The 13,258-nt window shown below is 63.1% G+C and carries 8 protein-coding genes; 4 read left to right on the top strand and 4 right to left on the bottom strand.

Annotated elements, in window-relative coordinates; translation table 11 throughout:
* Positions 1–329: 329 nt before the first annotated feature.
* A complete protein-coding gene (locus tag ACLIRY_RS18210) occupies positions 330–1,163 on the bottom strand; it encodes a ferredoxin--NADP reductase (RefSeq protein ID WP_413206846.1) in 834 nt (277 codons plus the stop codon).
* A 246-nt stretch (positions 1,164–1,409) separates the two neighbouring features.
* Here ACLIRY_RS18210 and ACLIRY_RS18215 point away from each other — a divergent pair, with 246 nt between their 5' ends.
* From ACLIRY_RS18215 to ACLIRY_RS18230, 4 genes are read left to right on the top strand one after another with little or no spacing between them, the layout of a single operon-like run.
* Entirely contained in the window at positions 1,410–2,267 is an 858-nt protein-coding gene (locus tag ACLIRY_RS18215) for an FAD binding domain-containing protein (protein ID WP_413206847.1), read from the top strand.
* A gap of 2 nt (positions 2,268–2,269) precedes the next feature.
* The gene (locus tag ACLIRY_RS18220) at positions 2,270–5,056 is read left to right on the top strand and encodes a molybdopterin-dependent oxidoreductase (protein WP_413206848.1); all 2,787 of its coding nucleotides are present in this window, start codon (positions 2,270–2,272) and stop codon (positions 5,054–5,056) included.
* 15 nt (positions 5,057–5,071) lie between these two features.
* Complete coding sequence (locus ACLIRY_RS18225) at positions 5,072–7,192, top strand: hydantoinase/oxoprolinase family protein (protein WP_413206849.1); 2,121 nt, start codon at positions 5,072–5,074, stop codon at positions 7,190–7,192.
* A complete protein-coding gene (locus ACLIRY_RS18230) occupies positions 7,189–8,928 on the top strand; it encodes a hydantoinase B/oxoprolinase family protein (RefSeq protein WP_413206850.1) in 1,740 nt (579 codons plus the stop codon). Before ACLIRY_RS18225 ends, ACLIRY_RS18230 begins: the two co-directional genes overlap by 4 nt.
* Before the next feature lie 439 nt (positions 8,929–9,367).
* Here the strand turns inward: ACLIRY_RS18230 and ACLIRY_RS18235 are convergent, their stop codons facing one another.
* From ACLIRY_RS18235 to ACLIRY_RS18245, 3 genes are all read right to left on the bottom strand, one after another.
* A complete protein-coding gene (locus ACLIRY_RS18235; protein WP_413206851.1) occupies positions 9,368–10,750 on the bottom strand; it encodes an aspartate aminotransferase family protein in 1,383 nt (460 codons plus the stop codon).
* Between the two features lie 118 nt (positions 10,751–10,868).
* Positions 10,869–12,377 carry a PLP-dependent aminotransferase family protein gene (locus ACLIRY_RS18240; RefSeq protein WP_413206852.1) on the bottom strand — a complete coding sequence of 503 codons (1,509 nt, stop codon included), beginning with the start codon at positions 12,375–12,377 and terminating at the stop codon, positions 10,869–10,871.
* Between the two features lie 163 nt (positions 12,378–12,540).
* The gene (locus ACLIRY_RS18245; RefSeq protein ID WP_413206853.1) at positions 12,541–13,182 is read right to left on the bottom strand and encodes a TetR/AcrR family transcriptional regulator; all 642 of its coding nucleotides are present in this window, start codon (positions 13,180–13,182) and stop codon (positions 12,541–12,543) included.
* Between the last annotated feature and the right edge of the window lie 76 nt (positions 13,183–13,258).

The following is a 13,258-nucleotide window of genomic DNA, read 5'->3' on the forward strand; positions in this document are numbered from 1 at the left end:
TTAGCATACGAACATGTTTGAGAAAAACGTGTCAATAAAAATTGCAGTGAGAAACCCACGCCTAAATTCCGGGCATTTTCACTGCAACGCACCACGAGCCCTTCATCGACCACTGTACACAACAGGGGATGTTTCCCGTCACGGGGCTTTGCCCCGTCCCCCACTGGGGCCGTAAGGCCCCAGACCCCAGGCACTTACTGGCCGTAAGGCCCCAGACCCCAGGCACTTACTGGCCGCAAGGCCCCAGACCCCAGGCCAAAAAAATGGGGGTTTGGGCTATCGCCCAAAAAAACGCGAGACACTGTCGTGTACCGTATCCATCGCCCCCCTTAATCGACAAAGGCGCGCTCGACGACGAATTGAGCCGGGCGGCTGTTCGTGCCTTCCGTCAAACCGTGGCTCAGGCAGAGGTCCTTGGTGTCTTTCAGCATGTCCATGGAGCCACAAATCATGACCCGATCCTCTTCCGGCCCCATGCGGGGAACGCCCAGATCATCGAACAGCTTTCCCGTTTCGATCAGGTCGGTAATCCGCCCCTGCCGCGCGAAGGGTTCCCGGGTCACGGTGGTGTAGTGAATAAGCCGCCCATGGACCAACTCGCCAATCAACGGATCCTCGTTGAGCGCCGCGACGAGATTCTCCCCGTATTTCAACTCGGCAACCGTCCGGCAGCCGTGGACCAGGATAACCGTCTCAAACTTATCGTAGGTTTCCGGATCGCGGATCAGACTGGCGAAGGGGGCAATCCCTGTTCCCGTGGAGAACATCCACAACCGTTTGCCGGGCAAAAGGGAATCGTTGGTCAGGGTGCCCGTGGCCTTCTTCCGCATCAGAACCGTATCACCGGGCTGAATCTTTTGCAGATGCTCGGTCAAAGGACCGTCCGGCACCTTGATGGAAAAGAACTCCAATTCGTCATCCCAGGCCGGGCTGGCCATGGAGTAGGCACGGAACACCGGCCGTTCCGCATTGGGCAAACCAATCATGGCGAATTCACCGGACCGAAACCGGAAGTCCATCGGTCGCGATACCCGAAAGCGGAACAGGGTGTCCGTATAATGCTCAACCTCGCGCACGGCCAGAGTGTGGCACCCTGCAGGAAGGGGAAAAGGCGACGGTTTTCCGCCAAGAATAGGGGCATCAGCTTCTAGGAAGTCCGACATTGCGATATCTCCAGAATGGTCTCGACTGGACGCCGCAGCGCTTCAATGTCGTTAGTATACGAATGACTCGTCGGAGAAATGCAAACAAAAAATGCAGAATGATGTGCAGAGAAAATTTATGCCAAAAAGCGCGCCATCAAACTTGACAGCCCGCCGCGCATGCGGCTCACTATCGTTAGTATGCGAACGAAAAATCCGCATTTTTGCTGTGCCTAACATGCGAATTCCAAACCTGTGGTGGGGACCATGATGCACTTCCATACCCCGAAGTCGCTTGAAGACGCCCTTTCTTTGATCGCCGATCCGTCGACCCGTGTCCTGGCCGGGGGAACGGATTTCTACCCGGCGCTCGGTGGTGCCCCGGCGCAGATGCCGATTGTCCACCTGGGACGGATCCCCGACCTGTCGGGCATTACGCGGGACGGCGCACAGTGGCGGTTCGGCGCGACCACCACATGGACCGACATTGCCCGGGCGGATTTACCTCCCTTGTTCACCGCCCTGCGTCAAGCGGCGCGCGAGGTCGGATCCATCCAGATCCAGAATGCCGGAACCATCGCAGGCAACCTGTGCAATGCCTCGCCGGCCGCCGACGGCGTCCCCCCCCTTCTCGCCTTGGATGCTTCGGTTGAACTCGCCAGCGCGAGCGGCAGGCGCGTTCTGCCGCTCGCGGACTTCATCACCGGAGTCCGCAAAACGGCGCTCCGCCCGGGGGAATTGGTCACGGCTGTCCTGGTGCCAGACCAACCGACCTGGCGGTCCGCCTTCGGCAAGCTGGGGGCCCGCCGCTATCTGGTTATCTCCATCGCCATGGTGGCCGTCGCGGTCGAATTGGACGAGACCGGAGCCATTCAATCGGCACGAATCGCCATCGGGTCCTGTTCGCCCGTCGCGCGCCGTCTGCCCCAGGTAGAAGCGGCTCTCGTGGGCCTCAATCCAAAGGAAGAGCGCCTGGGGGCCTGCCTCGCCGAAGCGGACCTCTCCCCGTTGTCGCCCTTAGATGACGTCCGAGCCAGCGCCTCCTACCGTTTGGACGCGGCGCGGGAATTGATTCGCCGCGCCATCATCGCCGCCACCACCGCAGCCGCCGAAGGAAAGGGATAACAATGGATGCCGCCGCCGATAAAATGGAGTTGGATGCGCCGTTTGGGGTCTCTTTCACCCTGAATGGGACGGACATCCGGATCGAGGCCTCGCCCGCCGAACGTCTGTCCCAGGCCCTGCGCGAGCGGGGCGGCGCCAAGGATGTCAAAGTGGGCTGCGACGCGGGCGACTGCGGCGCCTGCACGGTCCTGATCGATGACAAACCGGTCTGCGCCTGCACCACGGCCCTTGGCCAAGTGGACGGCGCGCGGGTCGAGACCCAGGGCGGCCTCGTCGCCCAGGACCCCATCGCCCAGGCCCTCGCGGAGTCCTTCCAGCGCCATCAAGCGGCGCAATGCGGCATCTGTACGCCCGGCATGATGGTCTCCGCCGTAGCCCTGCTCCGCGAAAACCCGACGCCCAGCGCCACAGAGGTTCAGGACGCCCTGGGGGGTGTCCTTTGCCGCTGCACCGGATACCGGAAGATCATCGACGCGGTGATGGATACGGGGATAGCTTCAGGCTCGGGCTCCGGTAAGCCTCCTTCCATTGGCGGTGTTGGCGTTGCCATGGCCCGTGTGGACGGTTTCGCCAAGGTCTCCGGCAAGGACCGCTTTGGCGACGACGTGGCCCCGGCGGATGCTCTCACGCTTCGGGTCATCCGCAGCCCCCACCACCGCGCCGCCTTCCACTTTGGCGACCTGGAGTCGTTCAAACGGGACCAGGGCCTTGACCTCATTCTGACATCCAAAGACGTTCCGGGCGAAAACCGCTTCGGCGTGATCCCCGGCTTCGAGGACCAACCGATGTTCGCCGAGGGCGAAACCCGCTTCAAGGGGGAGGCCGTCGCGGCAATCGTCGGTCCGGGCGACCGGGTCAAGGCCCTCGACCTCCGGGATTTTCCCGTCAGCTGGAGCCCCCTTCCCCATGCCCTGGTGCCCAACGAGGCGCGCGATGTGCCCGACCTGCATGGCGGACGGGAGCAAAACGTCATGTGCCGGGGTTTGGTGAAGCGTGGCGATCCCGAAACGGCCATGAAATCCGCAGCCGTCGTGGTCGAGGGATCCTTTTCGACGGGCTTCATCGAACACGCCTATATCGAGCCCGAAGCCGGTTTCGCCCAGCGGGTAGGCGACCGGATCGAAATCCACTGCTGCACACAGGCGCCCTTCATGAACCGGGACGGGATCGCCGGTCTGCTGGGACTGCCCCATAGCGCCGTTCGCATCGTGCCGACGGCGGTCGGTGGGGGCTTCGGGTCCAAGCTGGACCTGTCCACCCAACCCTATGTCGCACTCGCCGCCTGGATCCTGAACCGCCCGGTGCGCATCACCTATAGCCGGACCGAATCCATCGCCTCGACCACCAAGCGGCATCCCTCGGACATCACCATGCGGATCGGAGCGGAGGCCGACGGGACCATCGTTGCCGTGGAATTCGATGGGACCTTCAACACCGGCGCCTATGCCAGTTGGGGACCGACCGTGGCCAATCGCGTGCCGATCCACGCCTCCGGCCCCTACCGCACGCCGAACTATGTCGCCCGGAGCGCCGGCATCCATACCAACACCGCTCCCTCTGGCGCCTTTCGCGGCTTTGGTGTCCCCCAATCCGCATTGGCCCAGGAACCCCTCTATGACGATATCGCCCGGGCGCTGGGCATGGATCGGCTGGACTTCCGCCGCAAGAACGCCCTGCGCAACGGCGATCCCACGGTGACCGGACAGGTCTTCGAGACCGGCATGGGCATCGCCGACTGTTTCGACGCCCTCCTAACGCCCTGGCACCGCGCCCAGAAGGAAGCGAAGACTTTCAATACCACCACCCGAGGTCCTGTCCGAAGGGGCGTGGGTGTGGCGGGTGGCTGGTATGGCTGCGGCAACACCTCCCTGTCGAATCCGTCGACGATCCGGGCCGGGATCACCCTGGAGGGGCGGCTGGTTCTGCACCAAGGGGCCATGGACATTGGCCAGGGCTCCAATACGGTCATCTCTCAGATCTTCGCCACGGCACTTGGCGTCCCCGTCGACAGCATCGAGCGGGTCGGGCCGGACACCGACGTGACCCCGGACGCCGGAAAGACATCGGCAAGCCGCCAGACCTTCATCACCGGCAATGCCGCCCGCCTCTGTGGCGAGGCCCTGCGGGCCCGGATTCTGCGCCTCGCCAATGTGTCCGGGGATGCCGAAATCCGCCTGAGCGAAGGAAAGATCACGGTCAGCGATGCAGCGGGCGCCCGGGAGATCTCCCTGGCCTCCCTTGATCCGGACGGAGACCTCTATGTCCTGGAGTCGATCGAGTCCTATGATCCGCCGACCGCACCCCTGGACGAGAATGGCCAGGGCGATCCCTACGCCGTCTTCGGAACCGCCGCCCATATGGTCGAGCTTGAGGTCGACCTCGCCCTTGGCACGGTCAAACTGCTCAAGATCACCACCGCCCACGACGTAGGCAAGGCGATCAATCCCCTGTTGGTCGAGGGGCAGGTTCAAGGCGGTGTGGCCCAGGGCATCGGGCTGGCCCTGATGGAGGAGTTCCTTCCGGGCCGGACGGAAAACCTGCATGACTACCTGATTCCGACCATCGGCGACGTCCCCCCGATCGAAACCCTGATCCTGGAAACCGGCGATGCCCACGGCCCCTACGGCGCCAAGGGTCTGGGCGAACACACCCTGATCCCAACAGCGCCCGCCATCATGAATGCGATCACCGATGCCTGCGGCGCCAAGGTCCGCCACCTGCCAGCGACCCCGGATAAGGTCCTGACAGCCATCAAGGCAGGCCCTTTCCCCGACATTGCATCGATCTAACGGAACACAGCTGTCATGAGCCCCAAACCACCCTCCCCCGACGCGCGCCCCGCTCCCCCGAGCGAGCCCTTAGCCGCAACCTCCCAGGTGGCCGGAATCGATGTCGGCGGGACCTTCACCGACCTTGTGCTGTTCGACGCGACACGGCGGACGGTCCGTTTGGCCAAGACACCGACGACCTTGGACAATCAGGCCTTCGGCGTACTCAATGCCCTGCATTCGGCCGGGGCGGATCTGAACACCCTTGACCTCATCGTGCATGGCACGACAACGACCACCAACGCGGTGCTGGAGCGAAACCTCTGCAAGACCGGACTGGTGACCACCCTTGGCTTCCGCGATGTCCTGGAATTGGGCCGCCGCACCCGGCCCCATGCCTATGGCATGACCGGCAGCTTCGTTCCCGTCATCCCCCGGGATTTGCGGCTGGAGGTAGCCGAACGCTTCGACGCCGACGGGCAGGAACTGACGCCCCTCGACGAGGCGGCCTTCCGGGACGCCCTGGCAACCTTGCTGGAAAAGGGCTGCGAATCCCTGGTCATCCATTTCCTGCACTCCTACGCCAATCCAGCCCATGAACTGCGCGCCGGAGAGATCGCGGCGGAGGTCTGGCCCAACGGCGACATCACCCTCGGCCATGCCCTTCTGTCGGAAAGCCGGGAGTTCGAACGCGGCGTCACGGCGGCAATCAATGCCTCGGTCCAACCCCTGCTCCGCCGCTATGTGGACCGCCTCGCCGACCAGCTCGCCCAGGAAGGCTACCGCCACGACCTTTTGGTGATGAATGGCAACGGTGGCATGGTGTCGGCCCGCCGGGTGGCCAAGGAGGCCGCGAAAACGGTCATGTCCGGTCCCGCCTCCGGCGTCATGGCCGCAGCCTATACCGGACGGCGGGCGGGAATCCCCGACCTGTTGACCTATGACATGGGCGGCACCTCCACCGATGTGGCCCTGATCCGGAACGCGGAACCGGCGGTCTCCAACGAGATCGAAATCGAATATGCCATGCCGATCCACGTCCCCATGGTCGATGTGCGCACGGTCGGCGCCGGAGGCGGCTCGATCGCCCGCGTCACCGAAGCCGGGCTCCTGCAGGTCGGGCCGGAGAGTGCCGGATCGACTCCAGGACCGATCTGCTATGGCCGAGGGGGCACCCGCCCGACCATCTCCGACGCCAACCTGCTTCTGGGGCGCATGAACCCAGAGAAGCTCAACGCCGTGTCCAGCACCGTGTCGCTTGCGGATATCGAGCGGATCTTCCTGGAAAAGCTCGGCCTCCCCCTGGGCGTCGATGCGACAACCGCCGCCGCTGCGGTGCTGCGGATCGCGAATACCCGGATGGCCGATGCCGTGCGCATGGTCTCGGTCAGCCTTGGCGAGGACCCCCGCGACTTCGCCCTTTTCGCCTTTGGTGGCGCCGGTCCCCTGCACGCCACGGCCATCGCCCGCGAGCTGGGTGTGCCCCGGGTTCTCGTTCCCTCGCGTCCGGGGATCACCAACGCGCTGGGCTGCGTGGTCGCCGACCTGCGCCACGACTTCGTGAACACGGTCAACAAGCCCCTGGAGATCCTCGATATCGAGGCCGTGCACGCCCTGTTTGATCACCAGGCCGCTGAAGGCCGAGCCCTGATCGAAAAGGAAAACGTGCCGATCGAGGAGCTGAAGGAACTGCGCTCCGTCGACATGCAGTTCATCGGCCAGACCCACCTCCTCCGGGTGCCCCTCGACACGGACCGGCCCACCCGGGAGACCCTCCAGACCCTGTTCGAGGAGGCCTATTTCAACCGCTTCCATGTGGACTTACCGGAAATCAAGGCCAGTCTGGTCAATGTGAACACCTCGGTCATCGGGCGCCGCCAGGAAATTGACCTGTCGCTGCTGATCGACGCCGCAGACCGCAAGGCCACCCTGGCCGAAGCGCAAACCGGCAGCAGGCAAGTCTGGTTCGGCCGCTTCGTGGAGACGCCGATCTATTGGCGGGACCACCTGCCCTTGGACGCGGCCATCGAAGGACCGGCGATCATCGAACAGATGGACACCACCATCGTCATCGAACCCGGGGACCGGGCCGTGCAGGACGCCGACGGCAATATCATCATCACCCTTGAAACAGGCTCTTGGGGAGACGGGGCATGAGCATCGATCCGATCACCCTCAGCGTTATCCAGTCCGGCCTGCAGCAGGTCTGCGACGAAATGGACCTGAGCTTTTCCCGCGCCGCCTTCTCCCCGGTGATCGCCGAGGCCAACGACCGCTCGGACGGCATCTATTCGGCGGAAGACGGTTCCCTGATCGCCCAAGGCGTCGGCGGCCTGCCGGTCTTCGTCGGGACCATGCAGTATTCGACCCGCACCCTGATCGAGATGATTAAAAGCGGCGAGGTGGTCGCCCCCGAGCCCGGCGACATCTACATCGTCAATGACCCCTACCTCGGCGGTACCCATCTGATGGATGTCCGCTTCGCCATGCCCTTCTACCGCGATGGGGAGATTTACTGCTGGCTGTCCAACACCGGCCATTGGCCCGATACGGGCGGAGCGGTCCCCGGCGGCTTTTCCGCCTCGGCCACCTCGGTGGAGCAGGAAGGCTTGCGCCTTCCTCCCGTGCGGCTGTTTAAAAAGGGCAAGCTGGACCACGAAATCTTCTCCATCATCCGCTCCAATATCCGAGTCTCCGAGCAGCGCATCGGCGATGTGAAGGCGCAAGCCGCCGCCCTGCTGGTCGGTGAAAAGCGCCTGGCCCGCATCCTGGACCGCTACGGCGATGCCGTGGTAACCGAAGCCATCGGCGAACTGCGCCGCCGGGCATCGGAGCAGATGAGCGCCAACATCCGGCTGATTCCCGACGGGGTTTACCGCTCCACGGCCTATGTGGACAGCGATGGCGTGGTCAACGAGCCCTTGGAAATCCGCCTCTCTGTCACCGCCCGCGCGGGCGCGCTCACCTTCGACTTCACCGGCTCCTCGAAGCCCTGCATGGGGCCAATGAACTCGGTCTTGGCAACCACCCTGTCGTCGGTCTATCTCGCCATGCGGCATATTTTCCCCGATGTGCCGATCAGCGCGGGGGCCTTTGAACCGCTCAAGGTCGTAAGGCCGGTGGACACCTTCCTGGATGCCCATTACCCGCGCCCGGTGTCCGGCTGCGCCGCCGAGGTCAGTCAGCGCATTGCCGAAGCGGTCTTCGCCGCCCTGGTCGAAGCCCTTCCCGACCGGGTGACCGCCTCCCCTGCGGGGAGTTCCGGCAACTTCGCACTGGGTGGCCATGATCCGGCACGGGGCCGTGACTTCGTCATGTATCAGATTTCCGGCGGCGGCTACGGCGGCAATGCCGACCACGACGGCCTGTCGAACGGTTGTTCGACCATTGGCATTTCCAAAGCCCCGCCCGTGGAGATCATGGAACAGCAATACCCCGTGCTCTACCATCGCTATGCGCTGCGGGAAGGTTCCGGCGGGGCGGGCAAGCAGCGCGGCGGCTTCGGCCTCGACTACGAGATCGAGCTGCGCCATGGTCATGCAACGGCCAGCTTCGTGATGGACCATGGCCGCTTCGGTCCCCAAGGCGCCCTGGGCGGCAAGGATGGGCAAGCCAATTCCGTGACCGTTATCCAGGACGGCAAGACGATCCATCCGGAACATCTGTCGAAGGCCCAGGATATTCCCTTGAAGCCGGGCGACCGGGTCCGGGTGGGAACCCCGGGCGGTGGCGGCTATGGCAATCCCTTCGACCGGGATCCGGAGCTTGTCGCGGAAGACGTCCGTTTGGGCCGTTATACAGCGGAGCAAGCCCGGACCCTGTTCGGAGTCGTCCTCTCCGAAGGGGGAAGCGTTCAGATGGCGGACACCGCACAGCTCCGCATTGAAGGCTAACCCCCCCAATTCAAGCCGGTGGAAGCCGGACTCCCCACCCACCCCTGGCTAGGGGACAGGACACAGTTTTGTATTTTTTGGGCGATTGCCCAAACCCATTTGGGGGCCAATGCCCCCACCCCCCCCTTTTTTTTGCCCGGGGTCTGGGGCCTTTCGGCCCCAGTCTCGCCAAAGAGGAAGGCGGAGCAAAGCCCCGTGACTAGAGTGAAACGGGATTTGGCCGGAGCAACCAACGGCAAGAAGAAAGGCCGATGAAATCTCACCGGCCTTTTCCCTTCCATCGAACAGAACCGAAGCCCCTTATACCAAGCGGCGCGGGTTGAAACCCACGCCGCTTTTCTTGCGTTCAAACGCCAGGCGGGCTTTTACGCGCCATAAGGCGCGGCGGCCACTTGGCCGCTTCCAAGGTACGGTGAGGCAAACTCACCGCACCTGGGTATTACCCAAAGACCTCGGTCATCGCCCGATCAATGGTCTCGGTCAGATGGTCGATATCGCTTTCCGTCGCGATCAGCGCTGGGCTGAGGCAAAGAGTATTGTTGAACCCGGCCAGGGAGCGGTTGGTCGCACCGATAATCACTCCCTGGGCCATGCAATTGGCGACCACGGCGCCAACCCGCTTTTCGTCGGCCGGCTCCTTGGTCTTCCTGTCGGCCACCAGTTCCATCCCACAAAACAGCCCCAAACCGCGCACGTCGCCGACCACAGCATGGCGGTCCTTCAGGGCGTGCAGGTTGTTCATCAGGCGTGCGCCCATGGCCTTGGTGTTGTCGAGCAGGTCCTCATCTTCGATGATCCGCATATTCTCCAGAGCCGCAGCCGGACCAGCCGTGCATCCCCCATAGGTGGAGATATCCCGGAAATAGGACAGGGGATCGGTGGGGTCATCCTTGAACAGGTCGAACACCCGCTCCGAGGTCACCGTGCAGGAAATCGCCGCATAGCCGGAGGCCACGCCCTTGGCCATGGTGACGAAATCCGGCTTGACCCCATAGTGCTGGTAGCCGAACCATTCGCCCGTGCGCCCCAGACCGCAAACCACTTCATCGATATGCAGCAGGATATCGTATTTGGCACAAATCTCCTGGACCCGCTCCCAATACCCCTTGGGCGGGGTGATGACGCCGCCACCGGCGGTGACCGGCTCCAGGCAGAGGGCACCGACCGTATCGGGACCCTCGCGCAGGATCACCTCCTCGATGGCATCCGCCGCCCGCTGGCCGTAGTTCTCGATCTCGCCATATTGGCTGCGGTATTCCAGGCAATGGGGGACTGCGACGAACCCCTCGGGGAAGGGGCCGAACTGGGCCTTGCGCTGGTCCTGCCCGCAGGCTGCGAGAACACCGATGGTCGTTCCGTGGTAGTCCCGCTCACGGAAGAGGATCTTGCTTTTCTTGCCGCCGTGGTGCCGATGGGAAATCTGGCGCACCATCTTGAAGGCCTTCTCGTTCGCCTCCGATCCCGAATTGGAATAATAGACCCGGGTCATGCCCGGCATCTTGCTGATCAACCGCTCGGCGAACAGGGCGCCCGGGATGGACCCGGCAGCGCCCGCGAAAAAGTTGAGCTTCACCAATTGGTCCCGAACGGCATTGGCGATGCTTTCCCGCCCATAGCCGACATTGACCGTCCACACCCCCCCGGACACACCATCCATATATTCACGCCCCGTCGCGTCCCAGACACGAAGCCCTTTCCCCTCGACGAACACGCGGGGGTCGATCTCTTCATAGGGCTTATGTTGCGTCAGGTGATGCCAGACGTGCTTCTTGTCGGCGTCAACCACATGGGCGATGTCATTGGGGGAAATCAGGCTATCCATTTTACAGTCTCCAGGGATGGGCTACCGGAAAGGAATAGCATGTCCGACGGAGCTTGTATGGCCTCGGTATGTCACTGGCTCCATGAAAAGACCAATCTGGGCCTATGCGCAAGCGGGCTTAACGCCCGGTCGCCACCATATCTCCCAGGATGCGGAGCCCGGGCTCAATCGCCGTTTCGGCGATGGAGGTAAAACCCAGCCGCAGGAATCTGTCCCCGTCCTCCGGATTGGCGAAGAAGATATCGCCCGCCTCGACCAGAACACCCCGCTCCCGGGCCTCGGCTTCGAAGGCGCGGCATTGGTATCCCTCGGGCAAGCGAACCCAAAAGCTCTTGCCACCACCGTCCCGCCGCCAAGTGCAGCCCGGCATGACCTCGGGCAGCAGCTGCGCCATCAAGGCCGCGCGCCGGGACAGGATCTCCGCCGCCCGCCGCATATGGCGCTGGTAATGTCCCAATCCGATGAAGGCCGCGAGGATCCGTTGATTATTCGTCGGCGGGTGGCGCATCAGCAGGCGTCGCAGGAGCCGCAACTCGGCGGTCACCACGGCGGGCGCGACGATATAGCCGATCCGCAGGCCGGGCGCGAGAGCCTTGGAAAAGCTGCCCAGGTATATGACCCGGTCTGACCGATCCAGGCTTTTCAGACAAGGACGGCTCCCCCCCTCTGTCAGGGTCAAATCCCCTTCGTAGTCATCCTCGATCAGCAGAACATCCTGGCGGTTCGCCACCTCCAGAAGGGCTTCCCGGCGATGGTGGGGCATGACCGCCGTCGTCGGACATTGGTGCCCGACCGTCAGAAAGGCCAAATCACACTGACCAAAGCGATGATCGGGAACCACCCCCTCGTTGTCCACGGACAGGGGCGTGCAACTCCCCGTCGCAAGGATCACCATATTGCGGGTATCGGGATAACCGGGGTCTTCGACTCCCACCTTACTGTTCCGCCCGACGAGCAGGTGCACCAACATGGAAAGGGCCTGTTGGGAGCCAATGGTGATAATGATCTCGTTCGGCTCTGCGAAAATGCCGCGCCGCGGCAGAACCTGCACGCGCAATTGCTCCAACAGGTCGGGGTCATCGTCGTCAATCAAATCCCCCGCCCAGCCACAGATTTCCTGAACACTCGACGTGCTCCGAATGGCCTCGCGCCAATCGTTGGTGGGAAAGATCGCCGGATCGAATTGCCCATAGAGGAACGGATAGCGGTACTCCATCCAGTTCCGGGGCTTGTTGAAATGCCGCAAGCGGGAGGGCTGGGTCGCGAACCGTCGAGTCAGGTGATCCCCAGCGGGTTTTTCCCGAGCGGGCGCCTCCTTCGTCACCTTGCGATCGCCGACATAGATGCCGCTTCGTTCTCGCGAGACCAGCAGGCCATCGTCCGTCAGCATCTGATAAGCTGCGGTCACGGTATTGCGCGCAACCCGCAATAGGGTTGCCAATTGCCGACTGGACGGCAGACGATCCCCCGGAGCCAGAAGCCCCACCTCGATAGCGTAGACGATCGCCCGCCGGATCTGGATATTGAGCCCCTGTCCCCCCTGGCCATTCCGATCCAGACCACGGAAAATATGGATCCAAGTGACGTCAGGATGGGTTCTGCCCAAGCTTGGGTTGCTGTGAGTCATGTCCATGAACAAGCAAAAAGCAAGCCACCCCTCCCTTCCCAGAGGCCCCGTCTCTCCTGCGCCGCACGGCCCCACAGTGAGGCGGGCCCGTGGAAGGTTAAACTGTCCAATATATGAGCAAAACAGCGCGATCCGCCGATTTTTTCAACTCCAAAGAAGCACCTTACGATCCCACACCCCGTAAGAACAGCCCCCAAGCCTGGTCGAAAAACCTGTCCTGGGCCTCGGGGGTTGCATAGGTGGTTCGTCCCATCATGGCTTCATTCGACGGTCCAAAGACGATCGAATGCAACAGGTGAGAAACGATCACTTGTGGATCAGCATCACCAAGCATGCCAGCCTTTTGGGCTTCCGTGACGAGAGCGACGAGCCGGTCCATGATCGGGTCACCTTCCCACTGGTCGTGCCGGTCCTCGCCAAAGATGATGGCTTCACTTAAGGCGATCCGTTTGAAGGCGACCATGTCCGGATCCAGATTGATGCTGAGGAACCAACGGGCCACGCACCTCAGCCGCTCCAAGGCATCCCCTGCGCCCGCAGCGGACTCGATTTCCAAGGAAAGCCGATCCAGGGTCCGCAAGCGTAAGCGCTCCACAACCGCCTCGAACAGGGCGATCTTCGACGGAAAGCGCCGGTAGATCGTATCCTTGCCCGCACTGCATGCTGACGCGACCTGTTCAATCGAAGTCGCGGCAAAGCCTTGCGCCGCAAACAGCCCCGCTGCGGTATCGACGATCCGGCCGGCCGTTTCCGCAGCGTCTTCCTTGGTGGGACGGCCCACCCGCGTCTTGGGGCGTGACGACACGGGTCCTACCGCCCCAAGCCGTGAGGCCACCCTGGAGTTCCCCCAGGGGCGAGCTCCTGTTGCGTGACGGACCGCC

The sequence above is a fragment of the Rhodospirillum sp. A1_3_36 genome (assembly GCF_047263945.1).
Taxonomy (GTDB): Bacteria; Pseudomonadota; Alphaproteobacteria; order Rhodospirillales; family Rhodospirillaceae; genus Rhodospirillum.